Origin of the sequence: Rhizobium sp. LC145, assembly GCF_001005825.1 — a bacterium.
In the GTDB taxonomy this organism is placed as follows: domain Bacteria; phylum Pseudomonadota; class Alphaproteobacteria; order Rhizobiales; family Rhizobiaceae; genus Neorhizobium.
In genome coordinates this window covers 618,825-637,205 of sequence record NZ_LBHV01000001.1, presented here as the reverse complement: position 1 = coordinate 637,205, position 18,381 = coordinate 618,825, and the positions used below count along the sequence as shown (strand labels likewise).

Here is an 18,381-nt window from a genome sequence, read left to right as displayed (position 1 = left end):
AAGGGACAAGAACGGAGAGCCGCAATGGCAAAGAGCAAGTTTGAGCGCACGAAGCCTCACGTCAACATTGGCACGATTGGTCACGTTGACCATGGCAAGACGTCCCTGACGGCGGCCATCACCAAGTATTTCGGTGAGTTCAAGGCTTACGACCAGATCGATGCGGCTCCGGAAGAGAAGGCGCGCGGGATCACGATTTCGACGGCGCACGTCGAGTACGAGACGCCGAACCGTCACTATGCGCACGTCGACTGCCCCGGCCACGCCGACTATGTGAAGAACATGATCACCGGTGCGGCGCAGATGGACGGCGCGATCCTGGTATGCTCGGCTGCCGACGGCCCGATGCCGCAGACGCGCGAGCACATCCTGCTGGCCCGTCAGGTCGGCGTTCCGGCGATCGTCGTGTTCCTGAACAAGGTCGACCAGGTCGACGACGCCGAGCTTCTCGAGCTCGTCGAGCTTGAAGTTCGCGAACTTCTGTCGTCCTACGACTTCCCGGGCGACGACATTCCGGTCATCAAGGGCTCGGCGCTTGCCGCTCTGGAAGATTCGGACAAGAAGATCGGCGAAGACGCGATCCGCGAGCTGATGGCAGCGGTCGACGCCTACATCCCGACGCCTGAGCGTCCGATCGACCAGCCGTTCCTGATGCCGATCGAAGACGTGTTCTCGATCTCGGGCCGCGGCACGGTGGTGACCGGCCGCGTCGAGCGCGGCATCGTCAAGGTTGGTGAAGAAGTCGAGATCGTCGGCATCCGTCCGACCTCGAAGACGACGGTGACCGGCGTTGAAATGTTCCGCAAGCTGCTCGACCAGGGCCAGGCCGGCGACAACATCGGCGCACTGGTTCGCGGTGTGGACCGCAACGGCGTCGAGCGTGGCCAGATCCTGTGCAAGCCGGGTTCGGTCAAGCCGCACAAGAAGTTCAAGGCAGAAGCCTACATCCTGACGAAGGAAGAGGGCGGCCGTCATACGCCGTTCTTCACGAACTACCGTCCGCAGTTCTACTTCCGTACGACGGACGTGACGGGCATCGTGACGCTTCCGGAAGGCACGGAAATGGTGATGCCGGGCGACAACGTGACGGTTGACGTCGAGCTGATCGTTCCGATCGCCATGGAAGAGAAGCTGCGCTTCGCGATCCGCGAAGGCGGCCGTACCGTCGGCGCAGGCATCGTCGCCTCCATCGTCGAGTAATTCAAAGACGAAGCCGGCATCTTGGGATGCCGGCTTCGTCCGAAAAACTTTAAGCAAGCGGCCCGAGGCGGCTTGCTTATGACACAAAAATGTAGCAAATGGCGCGCGAGCGTAATTTGCGCCTGCTTCGTATGTACGAAACAGGCGACTGCCCAACAATTTAAGGTGGGTCATATGGCCCGAAGAATGGAAGGGGTGCCGGATTCGGTGTCCCTTCGATCTTTGAAACCGGTGGTCCGCCTTAGGTAAACGAACAACCCCTGCCGTATCGTTTGGCATGCGGGTGACAGAAAACAAGGATAACGTCGAATGAACGGCCAAAATATCCGCATTCGCCTGAAGGCGTTCGATCACCGGATTCTCGATGCTTCCACGCGCGAGATCGTGTCGACGGCGAAGCGCACCGGTGCTAGCGTCCGGGGCCCCGTTCCGCTTCCGACCCGAATCGAGAAGTTTACGGTTAACCGGTCCCCCCACATCGACAAGAAGAGCCGCGAGCAGTTCGAGATGCGCACGCATAAGCGCCTTCTCGATATCGTTGACCCGACCCCGCAGACGGTAGACGCGCTGATGAAGCTCGATCTCGCCGCCGGTGTTGATGTTGAGATCAAGCTCTGAGGTTTGCGCCTCGAGCGGAGTGAGAAGGATTGAACCGATGCGTTCGGGTGTAATTGCACAGAAGGTGGGAATGACCCGCGTCTACAACGACGCTGGCGAGCATATCCCGGTAACCGTATTGCGGCTGGAAAGCTGCCAGGTCGTCGCGCACCGCACCGTCGAGAAGAACGGCTATACCGCTGTTCAGCTCGGTGCGGGCACGGCGAAGGTGAAGAACACCTCCAAGGCGATGCGCGGCAACTTTGCCGTCGCCAACGTCGAGCCGAAGGCGAAGCTCGTAGAGTTTCGCGTTTCTGAAGACAACATGATCGATGTCGGCACCGAGCTGACGGCGGGCCATTTCCAGGCTGGCCAGTTGGTGGACGTTACCGGCACCACGATCGGTAAGGGTTTTGCCGGCGCCATGAAGCGCCACAACTTCGGTGGTCTGCGCGCCACGCACGGTGTGTCCGTTTCGCACCGTTCGCATGGTTCGACCGGTTCCAACCAGGATCCGGGCCGCGTCTGGAAGGGCAAGCGCATGGCTGGTCACATGGGCCAGACGCGTGTCACCACCCAGAACCTGGAAGTCGTCTCCACCGACGAGAACCGTGGCCTGATCCTCGTCAAGGGTGCCGTCCCCGGCTCCAAGGGCGCCTGGATCGTCGTTCGCGATGCCGTCAAGTCGGCCGCGAAGTAAGGGAGCCAAGCAAATGGAATTTAACGTCAAGACCCTCGAGGGAAAAGACGCCGGCAAGGTCTCCCTGTCGGATGAGATTTTCGGCCTCGATCCTCGTGAAGACATTCTCGCCCGCATGGTTCGTTGGCAGCTCGCCAAGAAGCAGCAGGGCACTCACAAGACGAAGGGCCGTGCGGAAGTTTCCCGCACCGGTGCCAAGATGTACAAGCAGAAGGGTACGGGCCGCGCTCGTCACCATTCGGCTCGCGCTCCGCAGTTCCGCGGCGGCGGCAAGGCTCATGGCCCGGTCGTCCGCAGCCACGAGCACGACCTTCCCAAGAAGGTTCGTGCGCTTGCTCTGCGTCACGCCCTCTCGGCAAAGCTGAAGGCTGAAGAACTGATCGTCATCGACAACCTGGTTGCTGCGGAAGCAAAGACCAAGGCTCTCGCTGGTTCGTTCGAGACGCTCGGCCTCACCAACGTCCTGTTCATCGGCGGTGCTGAGCTCGATAACAACTTCAAGCTCGCCGCTCAGAACATCCCGAACGTGGACGTTCTGCCGGTTCAGGGCATCAACGTTTACGACATCCTGCGTCGCGGCAAGCTCGTCCTGTCGAAGGCCGCAGTTGAAGCTCTAGAGGAGCGTTTCAAGTGACCGATCTTCGCCACTATGATGTGATCGTATCTCCTTCGATCACCGAAAAGTCGACGCTGGTATCCGAACAGAACCAGGTTGTCTTCAACGTTGCCAAGACTGCTTCCAAGCCTGAAATCAAGGCTGCCGTAGAAGCGCTCTTCGGTGTGAAGGTCACTGCCGTCAATACGCTGGTCCGCAAGGGCAAGGTGAAGCGCTTCCGCGGCTTCATCGGCAAGCAGAAGGACGTCAAGAAGGCTGTCGTCACCCTGGCCGAAGGTCAGACGATCGACGTCTCCACCGGTCTCTGAGGTAAGATACAATGGCATTGAAAAGCTACAATCCGACGACCCCGAGCCAGCGCCAGCTGGTCATCGTCGACCGTTCGGGCCTCTGGAAGGGCAAGCCGGTCAAGACGCTGACGGAAGGTCTCACCAAGAGCGGCGGCCGCAACAACAACGGCCGCATCACCGCTCGCTTCATCGGTGGCGGTCACAAGCGCACCTACCGTCTCGTGGACTTCAAGCGTCGCAAGTTCGACGTCGAAGGCACGGTCGAGCGTCTGGAATACGACCCGAACCGTACGGCGTTCATCGCGCTCGTCACCTACACGGACGGCGAACAGGCCTACATCCTCGCTCCGCAGCGCCTTGCTGCCGGCGACAAGGTCATCGCTTCCGAGAAGGCCGTCGACGTGAAGCCCGGCAATACCATGCCGCTTCAGTACATCCCGGTCGGCTCCATCGTCCACAATGTGGAAATGAAGCCGGGCAAGGGTGGCCAGATCGCTCGTTCGGCCGGCACCTATGTCCAGCTCGTCGGCCGCGACGCCGGCATGGCGATCCTTCGCCTGAACTCCGGCGAGCAGCGCCTCGTTCCTGGCTCCTGCCTGGCCACGGTCGGTGCGGTTTCCAACCCGGACCACGGCAACATCAACGACGGCAAGGCTGGTCGCACCGTTTGGCGCGGCAAGCGTCCGCATAACCGCGGCGTCGTCATGAACCCGGTCGACCATCCGCACGGCGGTGGTGAAGGCCGCACCTCCGGTGGCCGCCATCCGGTGACCCCGTGGGGCAAGCCGACCAAGGGCAAGCGCACGCGTTCGAACAAGTCGACCGACAAGTTCATCATGCGTTCGCGCCATCAGCGCAAGAAGTAAGAGGAAAGTCACACAATGGCTCGTTCAGTATGGAAAGGTCCGTTTGTTGACGGCTATCTTCTCACGAAGGCTGAGAAGGTGCGCGAAGGCGGACGCAATGAAGTAATCAAGATCTGGAGCCGTCGCTCCACGATCCTTCCGCAGTTCGTCGGGCTCACGTTCGGCGTCTACAATGGCAGCAAGCATGTGCCGGTCAGCGTCAATGAAGACATGGTCGGTCACAAGTTCGGTGAATTCTCTCCGACCCGGACCTATTACGGTCACGGTGCGGACAAGAAGGCGAAGAGGAAGTAACCATGGCGAAGGCTAAGACCGAACGCCGGCTGAAGGACAACGAAGCACAGGCAGTCGCCCGTACGCTTCGCGTCAGCCCTCAGAAGCTGAACCTTGTTGCCGCCATGATCCGCGGCAAGAAGGTCGATCGCGCGCTTGCGGAGCTCGAGTTCTCCCGCAAGCGTATCGCCGGCACGGTGAAGAAGACCCTCGAGTCTGCAATCGCCAATGCCGAGAACAACCATGACCTCGACGTCGATTCGCTGATCGTTTCCGAAGCCTATGTCGGCAAGTCGATCGTGATGAAGCGCTTCCATGCCCGCGGCCGCGGCCGCGCTTCGCGCATCGAGAAGCCCTTCGCTCACCTGACGATCGTCGTTCGCGAAGTCGAGGAAAAAGGGGAGGCCGCATAATGGGCCAGAAAATCAATCCGATCGGCTTTCGCCTCGGCATCAATCGTACCTGGGACAGCCGCTGGTTCGCCGATAACGCGGAATACGGTCAGCTCCTCCATGAGGACCTGAAGATCCGCGCCTATCTGATGCAGGAGCTGAAGCAGGCCGGCATCTCCAAGGTGGTTATCGAGCGTCCGCACAAGAAGTGCCGCGTCACGATCCACTCGGCCCGTCCGGGCCTCATCATCGGCAAGAAGGGCGCCGACATCGAAAAGCTCCGCAAGAAGCTTTCCGAAATGACGTCGTCTGAAACGCACCTCAACATCGTCGAAGTGCGCAAGCCGGAAATCGACGCGACTCTGGTCGCCCAGTCGATCGCCCAGCAGCTCGAGCGCCGCGTGGCTTTCCGCCGTGCGATGAAGCGTGCCGTTCAGTCGGCCATGCGTCTCGGCGCCGAAGGCATCAAGATCACCTGCGCCGGCCGTCTCGGCGGTGCAGAAATCGCTCGTACCGAATGGTATCGTGAAGGCCGCGTTCCGCTTCATACGCTGCGCGCCGACATCGACTACGGTACGGCAGAAGCCGAAACCGCTTTCGGTATCTGCGGCATCAAGGTCTGGATCTTCAAGGGCGAAATCCTTGAGCATGATCCGATGGCTTCCGAGCGGCGCGCGCTGGAAGGCGATGCGCAGGGCCCGGCAAGCCGCGAACGTGGCGATCGTCGCCGCGAAAACGCTTGATAAGCGCTGGCGAAAGATAAGCTCGGAGAAGTAAGAAAATGTTGCAGCCAAAGCGTACCAAGTACCGCAAGCAGTTCAAGGGCCGCATCAAGGGCGTTGCCAAGGGCGGTTTCGACCTTGCCTTTGGTGAATTCGGCCTGAAGGCTCAGGAACCGAACCGCGTCAATGCACGCGAGATCGAAGCGGCTCGCCGCGCGATCACCCGTTACATGAAGCGCGCGGGCCGTGTCTGGATCCGCGTGTTCCCTGACGTTCCTGTCACCGCCAAGCCCACCGAAGTCCGTATGGGTAAGGGTAAGGGTTCGGTTGAATACTGGGCATGCAAGGTCAAGCCCGGTCGTATGATGTTCGAGATCGACGGCGTTTCGGAAGAAATCGCTCGCGAGGCTCTTCGCCTCGGTTCTGCCAAGCTCTCGGTCAAGACGCGCTTCGTACAGCGCATCGCAGAGTAAGGAGAAGGCACGATGAAAGCCGAAGACGTACGCGGCCTCACGGCCGACCAGCTCAAGGACAAGCTCGCCGAGCTCAAGAAGGAGCAGTTCAACCTGCGCTTCCAGAAGGCCACCGGTCAGCTCGAGAAGTCCTCGCGCATCAACGAAGTCCGCAAGGACATCGCCCGCGTGAAAACCATTGCCCGCCAGAAGGCGGCAGAAGCCAAGGCTTAAAGGAAGAATAATATGCCGAAACGCATTCTGCAGGGCGTAGTTGTTTCCGACAAGAACGAGAAGACCGTTGTTGTCCGGGTAGAGCGCCGATTCGCGCATCCGCTGCTTCAGAAGACGGTCCGCCGTTCCAAGAAGTACAAGGCGCATGACGAGAACAACCAATACAAGGTTGGCGACGTGGTTTCCATCGAGGAATGCGCGCCGATCTCCAAGGACAAGCGCTGGACGGTTATTGCCGCCCAGGCTTAATTGCCCAGGTTTCTGCGTCAGGCCCTTGCGTCTGGCGCAGAATCCTGTATGAAGCACGCCATTGGCGCAGGACGCTCGGCAACGAGCGTCTTTTGCTTTGAGCGCAGGGAAGGTCCCATCCGGGAAACCACCTTGGCAAGACCCATCCCGCGCACATCGAAATTCTGTCCAAAAGCCGGATCGGGGCGTTTTCGCGCCCGGTCGTTCCGGTCATTAGAAAAAGGCGACCTGACATGATTCAGATGCAAACAAACCTCGACGTGGCGGACAATTCCGGCGCACGTCGTGTCATGTGCATCAAGGTGCTGGGCGGCTCCAAGCGCAAGTACGCTTCGATCGGCGACATCATCGTCGTATCGATCAAGGAAGCCATCCCGCGCGGCCGCGTGAAGAAGGGTGACGTGATGAAGGCGGTTGTTGTGCGCACCGCCAAGGACATCCGTCGTCCGGACGGCAGCGTCATCCGCTTCGATAACAACGCAGCGGTCCTCATCGACAACAAGAAAGAGCCGATCGGCACCCGTATCTTCGGACCGGTTCCGCGCGAACTGCGCGCAAAGAACCATATGAAGATCATCTCGCTGGCTCCGGAAGTACTCTAAGGGAGCGGGAAAGATGCAAAAGATCCGCAAGGGCGACAACGTCGTCGTATTGACTGGCAAGGACAAGGGCCGCACTGGCGAAGTTCTCCAGGTCCTGCCGAAGGAAGATCGCGCCTTGGTGCGCGGTATCAACATGGTGAAGCGTCATCAGCGTCAGACACAGACCGCTGAGGCTGGCATCATCAACAAGGAAGCATCCATTCACCTGTCCAACATCGCGATCGTCGCGAAGGACGGGAAGCCGACCCGCGTTGGTTTCTCCGTCGTTGACGGCAAGAAGGTGCGTGTTGCCAAGCGTACGGGAGATGTAATCGATGGCTGAGGCAAAGTATGAGCCGCGGCTCAAGAAGGAATATGTTTCCCGTATTCGCGGCGCGATGAAGGAAAAGTTCGCCTACGCGAACGAGATGCAGATCCCGAAGCTCGACAAGGTCGTGATCAACATGGGTGTCGGTGAAGCTACGGCTGACTCGAAGAAGCCCACCGTTGCTGCTGCGGATCTTGCGGCGATCGCCGGCCAGAAGCCGGTCGTCACCAAGGCACGCAATTCGATCGCCGGCTTCAAGCTGCGCGAGAACATGCCGATCGGCGCGAAGGTTACTCTCCGTGGCGCCCGCATGTATGAATTCCTGGATCGCCTGGTCAACATCGCGCTGCCGCGCGTTCGCGACTTCCGCGGCCTGAACCCCAAGAGCTTTGACGGCCGTGGCAACTTCGCCATGGGCATCAAGGAGCACATTGTGTTCCCTGAGATCAACTACGACAAGGTTGATCAGATGTGGGGCATGGACATCATCGTTTGCACGACGGCTACCAACGACGACGAAGCACGGGCTCTTCTGACAGAGTTCAACTTCCCGTTCCGTCAGTAACCGTAACGACGAGCGTTAAGAAGGAACTCCGATATGGCGAAAACCAGCGCAGTTGAAAAGAACAAGCGCCGCCGCAAGACCGTCGCCGTCCAGGCCGCCAAGCGCGCTGCCCTGAAGGCGACCATCATGAACCAGGAACTTCCGATCGAAGACCGGTTCAAGGCAACCCTGAAGCTCGCTTCGCTGCCGCGCGATGGCTCGAAGACGCGCATCCGCAACCGTTGCGAAGTCACCGGTCGCCCGCGCGCTTTCTATCGCAAGCTCAAGATGTCGCGTATCGCGCTTCGCGAGCTGGGCAACCTCGGCAAGGTGCCGGGCGTCGTCAAGTCGAGCTGGTAAGGAGATCGTTAGATGACCATGACTGATCCCTTGGGTGATATGCTCCCCCGCATCCGCAACGGTGCTTCCCGCCGCAAGTCGACCGTGTCCACGCCGGCTTCCCGGCTGCGTGCTCGCGTCCTCGACGTTCTGCAGGCGGAAGGCTACATCCGCGGTTATTCCCAGGTCGATTACGGCAACGGCAAGTCCGAGCTTGAAATCGAGCTGAAGTACTACGAAGGCGCGTCGGTGATCCGTGAGATCGGCCGCGTGTCCAAGCCGGGCCGCCGGGTCTATGTCTCGGTAAAGTCCATTCCGCAGGTCGCGAACGGCCTCGGCATCACCATCCTTTCGACTCCGAAGGGCGTGATGGCCGATCACCAGGCTCGCGAACAGAACGTAGGTGGCGAGGTTCTCTGCTCGGTCTTCTAAGACAGGGCAGGGGTTCTCCATAGCGAACAGACAGGATTGAAACATGTCTCGTATCGGTAAAAAGCCCGTTCAGGTTCCTGCAGGTGTTACGGCTGCTATCGACGGCCAGAAAGTGACTGCCAAGGGCCCGAAGGGCGAGCTGTTCTTCGTCGCGAATGACGAAGTCAAGCTTGAACTCAAGGACAATGCGGTATCGGTGACTCCGATCAACGATACCAAGGATGCTCGCTCGAAGTGGGGCATGTCCCGCACGATGGTCGAGAACATCTTCAAGGGTGTTAAGGACGGTTTCGAGCGCAAGCTCGAGATCAACGGCGTTGGTTACCGTGCCTCGATGCAGGGCAAGAACCTGCAGCTCGCGCTCGGCTTCAGCCACGACGTGGTCTATGAACCGCCGCAGGGCATCACCATTGCCGTGCCGAAGCCGACGGAAATCGTCGTCACCGGCATCAATAAGCAGCAGGTCGGTCAGGTAGCCGCGGAAATCCGCGAATACCGCGGTCCGGAGCCCTATAAGGGCAAAGGCGTCAAGTACGCCGAGGAACGGATCGTCCGCAAGGAAGGCAAGAAGAAGTAAGGATCACGCGAAATGGCTAGCAGGAAACAAGTACTTGCCAAGCGCGCGAGCCGAGTGCGTCGCCAGATCAAGGCGGTCGCCAATGGCCGCCCGCGCCTGTCGGTTCATCGCTCGTCGAAGAACATCTATGTCCAGGTCATCGATGACGTGGCCGGCCGCACGCTCGCAGCCGCTTCCACGCTCGAGGGTGATCTGCGCAAGTCGCTGAAGACCGGCGCTGACGTTGCTGCTGCCGCAGCCGTCGGCAAGCTCGTCGCCGAGCGTGCCGCCAAGGCCGGCGTGAAGGAAGTCGTGTTCGATCGCGGCGCCTTCCTCTATCACGGCCGCGTCAAGGCGCTTGCCGAAGCTGCCCGCGAAGGCGGCCTGAGCTTCTAAGGAATTTCGCCCGGCCTTTCCTGATAGGGGAGGCCGGGCGAATTGCGGTTCGCCGCAAATGAGGAGCGTCCTCGGGTTTCGTGCCCGAGTTGCTTCAATGGGTAATCTGCCGATTGCACCCGGAAAAGAAAAAAGGAAAAGGACAATGGCACAGGAAAGAAGGGGTCAGCGCGAAGATCGCCAGGCCCGTGAAGAGCGCGATAGCGAATTCGTCGACAAGCTGGTCGCGATCAACCGCGTCGCAAAGGTCGTCAAGGGCGGCCGTCGCTTCGGTTTCGCAGCTCTCGTCGTCGTCGGCGACCAGAAGGGCCGCGTCGGCTTCGGCCATGGCAAGGCACGCGAAGTGCCGGAAGCCATCCGCAAGGCTACCGAAGCTGCAAAGCGCGACCTGATCTTCGTACCGCTGCGCGACGGTCGTACGCTGCATCATGACGTCAATGGCCGTCACGGCGCCGGCAAGGTTCTGCTGCGCTCGGCCAAGGCTGGTACCGGTATCATCGCCGGCGGTCCGATGCGCGCCGTATTCGAGACGCTCGGCGTTCATGACGTCGTCGCCAAGTCGACCGGTTCGTCGAACCCCTACAACATGGTTCGCGCCACGTTCGACGCCCTGAAGCACCAGGTTCATCCGAAGGACATCGCGGCACAGCGCGGCATCAAGTATGCAACGCTCCAGGCTCGCCGTGCTTCTTCCGGTGTGACCTCGGAAGAATAAGGAGAGCGGATCATGGCTAAGAAAGCAGAAGCCGCAAAGAAGACGGTTACCGTCCAGCAGATCGGTAGCCCCATCCGCCGCCCTGCCGTCCAGCGTCAGACGCTGATCGGTCTCGGCCTCAACAAGATGCACCGGACCCGTACGCTGGAAGACACTCCTTCCGTTCGTGGCATGATCCGGGCTGTCCAGCATCTCGTTCGCGTCGTCGACGAGAAGTGAGACGGAGGAATTGACCATGAAACTGAATGAGATCAAGGACAACGAAGGCGCCACCAAGGATCGTATCCGCGTAGGTCGCGGTATCGGTTCCGGCAAGGGCAAGACCGGTGGTCGCGGCGTGAAGGGCCAGAAGGCTCGCTCCGGCGTGTCGATCAACGGCTTCGAAGGCGGCCAGATGCCGATCTATCGCCGCCTGCCGAAGCGCGGCTTCAACAACATCTTCGCTTCCGACTTCGTCACCGTGTCGCTCGGCCGCATCCAGACGGCTATCGACGCCAAGAAGCTGGACCCGAAGGCAACGATCGATGCCGCCGCCCTCAAGGCTGCCGGCGTGATCCGTCGCGAGAAGGACGGTGTTCGCGTCCTTTCCGATGGCGAGCTCAAGGCGAAGGTCACGATCGAAGTCGCTGGTGCTTCCAAGGCTGCCGTCGAGAAGATCGAAAAGGCTGGCGGTTCCGTTAAGCTGCTCCTCGCAGTGGAAGCCGCTGCTGAATAAATCGTTTGAAATTGCCCGGAGTGAGCTTCACACCGGGCAATTTTATCTCCATATGTGAGCCTCACGATCCTGGGGCGATCTAGCCGGTCGCCTGTCCGGGATCATACTGAAAACAGGGTGAGGCAGCCGATTGCGCCCGCAATCTCCCCGCCCGGTTTTCTGAAACTGAATTTTTGAGACTGCTTTCCGGACCCGGCACTTGTCCACCGCCGGAGAATTGGTCAGGCGGAGAATTGCATGGCTTCTGCAGCGGAACAACTTGCCTCCAATCTGAATTTTTCGACCTTCGCCAAGGCGGAGGACCTCAAGAAGCGACTGTGGTTCACGCTCGCAGCACTCCTCGTTTATCGCCTTGGTACGCATATTCCGCTTCCGGGGCTGAACCCTGAGGCTTATGCGCAGGCCTTCCGTGGCCAGGCGAGCGGCATCCTCGGTCTCTTCAACATGTTCGCGGGCGGCGCGGTCGAGCGCATGGCGATCTTCGCGCTCGGCATCATGCCCTATATCTCCGCGTCGATCATCGTGCAGCTGATGACCTCGGTCGTCCCCTCGCTCGAAGCCTTGAAGAAGGAAGGCGAGCAGGGTCGCAAGATCATCAACCAGTACACCCGTTACGGAACCGTGCTGCTCGGCACGCTGCAGGCCTATGGCATTGCGGTCGGCCTTGAGAGCGGGCAGGGGATCGTGATGGATCCGGGCTGGTTCTTCCGTATTTCCACGGTCGTGACGCTGCTCGGCGGCACCATGTTCCTGATGTGGCTCGGTGAGCAGATCACCTCGCGCGGCATCGGCAACGGTATTTCGCTGATCATCTTCGCGGGCATCGCGGCCGGCCTTCCGTCGGCTCTTGCCGGAACGCTCGAGCTCGGCCGCACCGGCGCTCTTTCGACGGCACTTATTCTGACCGTCATCGTCGTTGCGATCGGCGTCATCGCCTTGATCGTGTTCGTCGAGCGTGCGCAGCGCCGCCTGTTGATCCAGTATCCGAAGCGCCAGGTTGGCAATCGCATGTTCCAGGGCGATACCTCGCACCTGCCGCTGAAGCTCAATACCTCGGGCGTCATCCCGGCGATCTTCGCCTCGTCGCTCCTGCTTCTGCCGGCGACGGCAGCGGGCTTCGCCGGTAACAGCCAGCTCCCGAACTGGGCGACGACGATCATTTCGGCGCTCGGCCACGGCCAGCCGCTGTTCATGCTGCTCTATGGCCTGCTGATCGCCTTCTTCGCATTCTTCTACACGGCGATCGTCTTCAATCCGAAGGACACCGCCGACAACCTGAAGAAGCACGGCGGCTTCATTCCGGGCATCCGTCCGGGTGAGCGGACGGCCGAGTACATCGACTACGTGCTGACCCGCATCACGGTCGTCGGCGCCATCTATCTCGTGTTCGTCTGCATCCTGCCGGAAATCCTGGTGGCTCGCACGGGCGTTCCGTTAGCCCTTGGTGGTACTTCGCTTTTGATCGTCGTCAGTGTAACGCTCGATACGGTCGCTCAGATTCAGGGCCACTTGATTGCGCAGCAATATGAGGGGCTGATCAAGAAGTCGAAATTGCGCGGAGGAAAGAGGGGACGATGAGATTGATTCTTTTGGGGCCGCCGGGCGCGGGTAAGGGGACCCAGGCCCAGCGGATCGTGGAGAAGCACGGAATTCCGCAGCTTTCCACCGGCGACATGCTGCGTGCGGCTGTAGCTGCCGAGACGGAAGTCGGCAAACGTGCCAAGGCCGTTATGGACGCGGGCAGGCTCGTCTCCGATGAAATCGTCAATGCGATCGTTTCCGAACGTATCGATCAGCCGGACGCCGCCAACGGCTTCATTCTCGATGGCTTCCCGCGCACCCTGGTGCAGGCAGACGCCACCGAGGAAATGCTGAAGTCCAAGGGGCTCGATCTTTCCGTCGTCGTCGAGCTGCGCGTGGATGACAAGGAGCTTATCCGCCGTGTGTCCGGTCGTTATTCCTGCGCCCAGTGCGGAACGGTCTATCACGACACCGACAAGAAGCCGGCGAGCGAAGGCGTCTGCGACAAGTGTGGTTCGACCCATTTCAAGCGCCGGCCCGACGACAATGCCGAGACGATGACCAAACGCCTGGAGGTCTACTACAAGGAGACCTCGCCGCTGATCGGTTACTACTATGCCAAGGGCAAGCTGAAGGTCGTTGACGGCATGGCCGAGATCGACACGGTCACGGCGGACATCGAGAAAATCCTTGCCGGCCTCTGAGCCGGCTTGGACTTGTTAAAGAATCTTGGGCGGAGCAGTTGCTTTTCGGCGCTGATTCCGTTAAAGACGCGCCAACTCGCGACAGCTTTAAGCGATCGGCGCGGATTTCCCGAAAGGACATCCGGAGCTGGTCGTTTTGACTTGTTCCGGATGAAGTTGAACTGGTGGCCTTTCAGGCCGCTGTCATGGAAGAAGCACCACTTGCCGGATGGCAACTGGAAAAGGAGAACAGACGTGGCACGTATCGCTGGCGTCAATATCCCGACTGCGAAGCGCGTTGTTATCGCGCTGACCTACATTCACGGGATCGGCTCGAAATTTGCGCAGGAAATCATGGACAAGGTTGGCTTGCCGGCCGACAAGCGCGTCCATCAGTTGACGGATTCCGAAGTCCTTCAGATCCGTGAAACCATCGACCGCGACTATCAGGTCGAAGGCGATCTTCGTCGCGAGACCGCGATGAACATCAAGCGCCTGATGGACCTCGGCTGCTACCGCGGCCTGCGTCATCGCCGTGGCCTTCCGGTTCGCGGTCAGCGCACGCACACCAATGCCCGCACCCGCAAGGGCCCGGCAAAGGCGATCGCTGGTAAGAAGAAGTAATTTGGGAGCGAATAGGAATTAGCCAATAGCGAATAGGTTTTTGTTCTATTCGCTACCAACTATTCGCTATTCGCTTTTCCAAGGTGGAGCCGCTGGAATTACGGCGGTGCAGAGATCAACGAAAGGGATAATATGGCCAAGGAAGCCACCCGCGTTCGCCGCCGCGAACGCAAGAATATCACGTCGGGCGTTGCCCACGTCAATTCGACCTTCAACAACACGATGATCACCATCACCGACGCGCAGGGCAATGCGATTGCCTGGTCGTCCGCTGGTGCCAAGGGCTTCAAGGGTTCGCGCAAGTCGACCCCGTTCGCTGCTCAGATCGCTGCCGAAGACTGCGCCAAGAAGGCTCAGGAGCATGGCATGAAGTCGCTTGAAGTCGAGGTTTGCGGTCCGGGCTCCGGCCGTGAATCGGCGCTTCGCGCTCTCCAGGCCGCGGGCTTCATGATCACCTCGATCCGCGACGTGACCCCGATCCCGCACAACGGTTGCCGTCCGCGCAAGAAGCGTCGCGTCTGATCGTCGTATTACGCTTGGACCGCCTTCGGGCGGTCCTGCATTGAACTCGGGAATAGCCGCTTTACCTCCCCGGAGGTTGGCGGCTTTGACCGTATGCCGATGAGCGATATGTGCTCCGCTCGGCGCTCCTCGTGCTCGGTTGCCACGATTGGATGGTGGCAACGAACGGAAGGTATGAAACATGATCCAGAAGAACTGGCAGGAACTGATCAAGCCGAACAAGGTGGAATTCACCTCTTCCGGCCGCACCAAGGCAACGCTGGTTGCCGAACCTCTGGAGCGCGGCTTCGGCCTGACGCTCGGCAACGCGCTTCGTCGCGTGCTTCTGTCGTCTCTGCGCGGTGCGGCCGTCACCGCCGTGCAGATCGATGGCGTATTGCATGAATTCTCTTCCATCCCCGGCGTTCGCGAGGATGTGACCGATATCGTGCTCAACATCAAGGAAATCGCCATCAAGATGGATGGCGACGATGCCAAGCGCATGGTCGTGCGCAAGCAGGGTCCGGGCTCGGTTACCGCCGGCGACATCCAGACGGTAGGCGATATCGAGATCCTGAACCCTGACCACGTGATCTGCACGCTCGACGAGGGTGCGGAAATCCGCATGGAATTCACGGTCAACAACGGCAAGGGCTATGTCCCGGCTGAGCGTAACCGTGCCGAAGACGCTCCGATCGGCCTCATCCCGGTCGATAGCCTCTATTCGCCGGTCAAGAAGGTCTCTTACAAGGTGGAGAACACCCGCGAGGGCCAGGTTCTCGACTACGACAAGCTGACCATGACCATCGAAACCGATGGTTCGGTCTCTGGTGAAGACGCCGTAGCCTTCGCCGCCCGTATCCTTCAGGACCAGCTTTCTGTCTTCGTCAACTTCGACGAGCCGCAGAAGGAAGCCGAAGAGGAAGCCGTCACCGAACTCGCGTTCAACCCGGCTCTCCTCAAGAAGGTCGACGAACTGGAACTTTCCGTCCGTTCGGCGAACTGCCTGAAGAACGACAACATCGTCTATATCGGCGACCTCATTCAGAAGACCGAGGCGGAAATGCTGCGCACTCCGAATTTCGGTCGCAAGTCGCTGAACGAGATCAAGGAAGTTCTGGCATCCATGGGCCTCCATCTTGGCATGGAAGTTCCCGCCTGGCCGCCGGAAAACATCGAAGATCTCGCCAAGCGCTACGAAGACCAGTACTAACCATTAAACTGCAGGCGCATGCCTGCAAGTAAAGGAGACCAGAGATGCGCCACCAGAAAGCCGGCCGCAAGCTCAACCGCACCGCAAGCCACCGCAAGGCGATGTTTGCCAACATGGCTGCTTCGCTCATCACCCATGAGCAGATCGTAACGACCCTGCCGAAGGCAAAGGAAATCCGTCCGATCGTCGAGAAGCTCGTCACCCTCGGCAAGCGCGGCGACCTGCATGCTCGTCGTCAGGCGATCTCGCAGATCCAGGATCAGGATGCCGTCCGCAAGCTGTTCGACACGATCGCTTCGCGTTACGCCACCCGCAACGGCGGCTACCTTCGCATCATGAAGGCCGGCTTCCGCCAGGGCGACAACGCCGCTCTCGCCGTCATCGAGTTCGTCGAGCGCGACGTCAACGCCAAGGGCGCTGCCGACAAGGCTCGCGTTGCCGCTGAATCCGAAGCTGCCGAAGCCGCTTGATAATTCCGCATTGTCGGACATGAAAAGGCCGGGTGGAAACACCCGGCCTTTTTGCTGCCGAGCGATGAGGTCACCTCATGCTTCAAGCCCCTGGCTTGTCGACCGCACGACCTCCAGGAAGTTCCGCAGCGCTTTTCGCGCGCCTCTTGGCCGCCAGCCGATAGCCAGCTCCCAGGCCACGTTTTCCGGTGCATCGAGCAGCGGGACGAATGCCACGCCGACGATCTGCATCGTCGTTGCGCCTTTTGGCACCAGCGATACGCCGAGCCCCGCGGCCACCAGGCTGAGGATGGTATGCATCTGCCGAGCTTCCTGCACAATATTCGGCACGAAACCCGCGGCCCTGCAGGCGTTTGTAATGTTGCCGTGCAGAACCGGCCCCTGCTGGTAAGGGAACATGATGAAATCTCGTCCGGCCAGATCGGCGAGCCGGCAGGAATCCAGGGCGGCGAGGGGATGATGAGCCGGCACGGCGACGATCAGCCTGTCCCGGTGGATCAGTTCCACGGCGAGGCCATCGACGGTTTGGATCGGCGGATGGAAAAAGCCGAGATCGATATCGCCGCTTGCGAGATCGACCAATTGCGCTTCCGTAGGGCGTTCGTCGAGCCGAATTGCCGTATCCGGCCAAATTTCGTGGAAGGCGCGTATGGTCGCCGGAAGCAGGCGGTAGAGAGCTGCCGAGACAAAGGCGATCGAAATCTCTGCAAGCTCGTCGGACGCCGCGCGGCGGGCCAGACGGACGGCCTCTTCGGATTGCGCAATGGTTCGCCGCGCCTCCTCCAGAAACACACGCCCGGCGGCGGTGAGGCTCACCACGCGCTGGGTCCGCTCGAACAGCGAAAATCCCAGCCGGTCTTCAAGTCTCTTGATCGACTGGCTGAGCGGGGGCTGAGCCATTCCGAGCCGGGCGGCGGCGCGCCCAAAATGCAGTTCTTCGGCCACGGCAACGAAATGCCGCATATGGTGCAGATCGATCGTCATCATACCGAAAGAGTATCAATAAACTCCGTTTTGATATTGGAAAAGTTTGTCTGCCGCAACGATCTGGGAGGGTGACGTCAGCCATGGCTGACAAGGCTTTCCCAAGGAGTTGACCATGCAAAGACTTGCTTTTTATTGCGCTACCCTCGCGGCTGCCTTCGGGGCTCCCGCCTTAGCGGAAATCGAACGCGAGGATTTTCGGATAAAGGCTGGAGCCGATATCGAACTCGCCATCCGTGAAGTCCGCAATGCCGGGGTGGAGCCGAAGGGACCTCCCGTCATGCTCGTCCATGGGGCGCGGGTTCCGGGCGTTGCCTCCTTCGATTTGCCGGTGGAAGGGGGATCGCTCGCCGGTGATCTGGCAATGGAAGGATACCGGGTGTTCATTCTTGATGCCCGCGGCTACGGCGGATCGAGCCGTCCGGGGCAGGATGGCCCGCAGCAAGGCAGGCCGCTGACTCATTCCAACGAAGTCGTCCAAGATATCCATGCTGCGGTCGAGGCGATCCAGGATAGGACCGGCAGGCGGCAGGTCGCCCTATTGGGCTGGGCGACAGGCGGGCATTGGACAGGCATGTATGCCTCTCTTTTCCCGGAAAAGGTCAGCCATCTGGTCGTCTATAATTCACTTTACGGGGCGACTTCCGGACATCCCACGCTCGGATCGGACGGCGAGAACGCCGATCCGAATGATCGCAGCCGTTTCAACATCGCAAAGTTCGGTGCCTATCGGTTGAACACGGCGGCCTCACTCATCCCCTCCTGGGACAGATCCATTCCCGTCGAGGACAAGGATAGCTGGCATGACCCGGCGGTGGTCGAGGCCTATCAGCAGGCGGCTCTGGCATCCGATCCGGCCTCGGGCGATCACGAACCGCCGGCATTCCGCGCGCCTTCAGGGGCTATGGAAGATAGCTTCTATCTCGCTTCGGGAAGACAGCTTTGGGATGCCGCCTCGATTACCGCGCGCGTGCTGATCATCCGTTCGGAAAACGATTTCTGGAGTCGCCCCGATGACGTGACCGCGCTTGAAGGCCACCTCGTCAACGCGGCGGGTGTCCATAGCGTCACGATCCCCGGCGCCACGCACTATGTCCACCTCGATCGTCCCGAGCGCGGCCGTTCGCAGTTCATCGCGGAAGTGCTGGGCCTGCTTTCCGAACCTGCCAAAACTGAAAGTCGTTGAAG

At 60.2% G+C, this 18,381-nt stretch carries 30 protein-coding genes; 29 read left to right on the top strand and 1 reads right to left on the bottom strand.

Annotated features, from left to right (window positions below):
• Positions 1-24 precede the first annotated feature (24 nt).
• The 28 genes from tuf (at position 25) to rplQ (ending at position 16,209) form a co-directional block, all read left to right on the top strand.
• Complete coding sequence (gene tuf, locus YH62_RS03295; RefSeq protein WP_046792695.1) at positions 25-1,200, top strand: elongation factor Tu; 1,176 nt, start codon at positions 25-27, stop codon at positions 1,198-1,200.
• A 309-nt stretch (positions 1,201-1,509) separates the two neighbouring features.
• The gene (rpsJ, locus tag YH62_RS03290) at positions 1,510-1,818 is read left to right on the top strand and encodes a 30S ribosomal protein S10 (protein WP_003547547.1); all 309 of its coding nucleotides are present in this window, start codon (positions 1,510-1,512) and stop codon (positions 1,816-1,818) included.
• 37 nt (positions 1,819-1,855) lie between these two features.
• Positions 1,856-2,497 (top strand): 50S ribosomal protein L3, encoded by a 642-nt coding sequence (gene rplC / locus YH62_RS03285; protein WP_046792694.1) that lies wholly within the window; start codon positions 1,856-1,858, stop codon positions 2,495-2,497.
• 13 nt (positions 2,498-2,510) lie between these two features.
• Complete coding sequence (gene rplD / locus YH62_RS03280) at positions 2,511-3,131, top strand: 50S ribosomal protein L4 (RefSeq protein ID WP_046792693.1); 621 nt, start codon at positions 2,511-2,513, stop codon at positions 3,129-3,131.
• On the top strand, positions 3,128-3,421 hold the full coding sequence (locus YH62_RS03275; protein ID WP_046792692.1) for a 50S ribosomal protein L23: 294 nt from the start codon (positions 3,128-3,130) through the stop codon (positions 3,419-3,421). The genes rplD and YH62_RS03275 overlap by 4 nt, the downstream gene beginning before the upstream one ends.
• A gap of 11 nt (positions 3,422-3,432) precedes the next feature.
• Entirely contained in the window at positions 3,433-4,269 is an 837-nt protein-coding gene (gene rplB, locus YH62_RS03270; RefSeq protein ID WP_046792691.1) for a 50S ribosomal protein L2, read from the top strand.
• A gap of 15 nt (positions 4,270-4,284) precedes the next feature.
• A complete protein-coding gene (gene rpsS / locus YH62_RS03265; RefSeq protein WP_045230774.1) occupies positions 4,285-4,563 on the top strand; it encodes a 30S ribosomal protein S19 in 279 nt (92 codons plus the stop codon).
• A 2-nt stretch (positions 4,564-4,565) separates the two neighbouring features.
• Positions 4,566-4,955 carry a 50S ribosomal protein L22 gene (gene rplV / locus YH62_RS03260; protein WP_037151099.1) on the top strand — a complete coding sequence of 130 codons (390 nt, stop codon included), beginning with the start codon at positions 4,566-4,568 and terminating at the stop codon, positions 4,953-4,955.
• Positions 4,955-5,677 carry a 30S ribosomal protein S3 gene (rpsC, locus tag YH62_RS03255; protein WP_046792690.1) on the top strand — a complete coding sequence of 241 codons (723 nt, stop codon included), beginning with the start codon at positions 4,955-4,957 and terminating at the stop codon, positions 5,675-5,677. Before rplV ends, rpsC begins: the two co-directional genes overlap by 1 nt.
• A 38-nt stretch (positions 5,678-5,715) precedes the next feature.
• Entirely contained in the window at positions 5,716-6,129 is a 414-nt protein-coding gene (gene rplP / locus YH62_RS03250) for a 50S ribosomal protein L16 (RefSeq protein WP_046792689.1), read from the top strand.
• A 12-nt stretch (positions 6,130-6,141) separates the two neighbouring features.
• Positions 6,142-6,342 (top strand): 50S ribosomal protein L29, encoded by a 201-nt coding sequence (gene rpmC, locus YH62_RS03245; RefSeq protein ID WP_046792688.1) that lies wholly within the window; start codon positions 6,142-6,144, stop codon positions 6,340-6,342.
• 12 nt (positions 6,343-6,354) lie between these two features.
• Positions 6,355-6,591, top strand: coding sequence for a 30S ribosomal protein S17 (gene rpsQ / locus YH62_RS03240; RefSeq protein WP_046792687.1), 237 nt, complete (start codon positions 6,355-6,357; stop codon positions 6,589-6,591).
• 233 nt (positions 6,592-6,824) lie between these two features.
• Positions 6,825-7,193, top strand: coding sequence for a 50S ribosomal protein L14 (gene rplN / locus YH62_RS03235; RefSeq protein WP_007770138.1), 369 nt, complete (start codon positions 6,825-6,827; stop codon positions 7,191-7,193).
• A 13-nt stretch (positions 7,194-7,206) separates the two neighbouring features.
• Complete coding sequence (gene rplX / locus YH62_RS03230; RefSeq protein WP_046792686.1) at positions 7,207-7,515, top strand: 50S ribosomal protein L24; 309 nt, start codon at positions 7,207-7,209, stop codon at positions 7,513-7,515.
• A complete protein-coding gene (gene rplE / locus YH62_RS03225; RefSeq protein WP_046792685.1) occupies positions 7,508-8,065 on the top strand; it encodes a 50S ribosomal protein L5 in 558 nt (185 codons plus the stop codon). Before rplX ends, rplE begins: the two co-directional genes overlap by 8 nt.
• 33 nt (positions 8,066-8,098) lie before the next feature.
• The gene (rpsN, locus tag YH62_RS03220) at positions 8,099-8,404 is read left to right on the top strand and encodes a 30S ribosomal protein S14 (protein ID WP_046792684.1); all 306 of its coding nucleotides are present in this window, start codon (positions 8,099-8,101) and stop codon (positions 8,402-8,404) included.
• Positions 8,405-8,416: 12 nt separating this feature from the next.
• Positions 8,417-8,815: a 30S ribosomal protein S8 gene (gene rpsH, locus YH62_RS03215; RefSeq protein WP_046792683.1), complete on the top strand. Its 399-nt coding sequence runs from the start codon at positions 8,417-8,419 to the stop codon at positions 8,813-8,815.
• 43 nt (positions 8,816-8,858) lie between these two features.
• Positions 8,859-9,392, top strand: coding sequence for a 50S ribosomal protein L6 (rplF, locus tag YH62_RS03210; RefSeq protein ID WP_046792682.1), 534 nt, complete (start codon positions 8,859-8,861; stop codon positions 9,390-9,392).
• A 12-nt stretch (positions 9,393-9,404) separates the two neighbouring features.
• Entirely contained in the window at positions 9,405-9,767 is a 363-nt protein-coding gene (gene rplR / locus YH62_RS03205; RefSeq protein WP_046792681.1) for a 50S ribosomal protein L18, read from the top strand.
• A gap of 145 nt (positions 9,768-9,912) precedes the next feature.
• Positions 9,913-10,482 carry a 30S ribosomal protein S5 gene (gene rpsE, locus YH62_RS03200; RefSeq protein ID WP_046792680.1) on the top strand — a complete coding sequence of 190 codons (570 nt, stop codon included), beginning with the start codon at positions 9,913-9,915 and terminating at the stop codon, positions 10,480-10,482.
• A 12-nt stretch (positions 10,483-10,494) separates the two neighbouring features.
• Positions 10,495-10,701, top strand: coding sequence for a 50S ribosomal protein L30 (gene rpmD, locus YH62_RS03195; RefSeq protein WP_046792679.1), 207 nt, complete (start codon positions 10,495-10,497; stop codon positions 10,699-10,701).
• Between the two features lie 16 nt (positions 10,702-10,717).
• Positions 10,718-11,197 (top strand): 50S ribosomal protein L15, encoded by a 480-nt coding sequence (gene rplO, locus YH62_RS03190; RefSeq protein ID WP_046792678.1) that lies wholly within the window; start codon positions 10,718-10,720, stop codon positions 11,195-11,197.
• Positions 11,198-11,434: 237 nt separating this feature from the next.
• Positions 11,435-12,775 carry a preprotein translocase subunit SecY gene (gene secY, locus YH62_RS03185; RefSeq protein ID WP_046792677.1) on the top strand — a complete coding sequence of 447 codons (1,341 nt, stop codon included), beginning with the start codon at positions 11,435-11,437 and terminating at the stop codon, positions 12,773-12,775.
• Positions 12,772-13,422, top strand: a complete 651-nt coding sequence (locus YH62_RS03180) for an adenylate kinase (RefSeq protein WP_046792676.1) — start codon at positions 12,772-12,774, stop codon at positions 13,420-13,422. The genes secY and YH62_RS03180 overlap by 4 nt, the downstream gene beginning before the upstream one ends.
• A 234-nt stretch (positions 13,423-13,656) precedes the next feature.
• Complete coding sequence (gene rpsM, locus YH62_RS03175) at positions 13,657-14,025, top strand: 30S ribosomal protein S13 (RefSeq protein WP_046792675.1); 369 nt, start codon at positions 13,657-13,659, stop codon at positions 14,023-14,025.
• 132 nt (positions 14,026-14,157) lie between these two features.
• A complete protein-coding gene (gene rpsK, locus YH62_RS03170) occupies positions 14,158-14,547 on the top strand; it encodes a 30S ribosomal protein S11 (RefSeq protein WP_007766864.1) in 390 nt (129 codons plus the stop codon).
• Positions 14,548-14,728: 181 nt separating this feature from the next.
• On the top strand, positions 14,729-15,739 hold the full coding sequence (locus YH62_RS03165) for a DNA-directed RNA polymerase subunit alpha (protein WP_046792674.1): 1,011 nt from the start codon (positions 14,729-14,731) through the stop codon (positions 15,737-15,739).
• Between the two features lie 44 nt (positions 15,740-15,783).
• Complete coding sequence (gene rplQ, locus YH62_RS03160; RefSeq protein WP_046792673.1) at positions 15,784-16,209, top strand: 50S ribosomal protein L17; 426 nt, start codon at positions 15,784-15,786, stop codon at positions 16,207-16,209.
• A 75-nt stretch (positions 16,210-16,284) separates the two neighbouring features.
• Here rplQ and YH62_RS03155 read toward each other — a convergent pair whose 3' ends face one another.
• On the bottom strand, positions 16,285-17,196 hold the full coding sequence (locus YH62_RS03155; RefSeq protein ID WP_245282032.1) for a LysR family transcriptional regulator: 912 nt from the start codon (positions 17,194-17,196) through the stop codon (positions 16,285-16,287).
• A 112-nt stretch (positions 17,197-17,308) separates the two neighbouring features.
• On the opposite strand from YH62_RS03155, the gene YH62_RS03150 reads away from it, so the two are divergent.
• Positions 17,309-18,379 carry an alpha/beta hydrolase gene (locus YH62_RS03150; protein WP_046792672.1) on the top strand — a complete coding sequence of 357 codons (1,071 nt, stop codon included), beginning with the start codon at positions 17,309-17,311 and terminating at the stop codon, positions 18,377-18,379.
• Positions 18,380-18,381 lie beyond the last annotated feature (2 nt).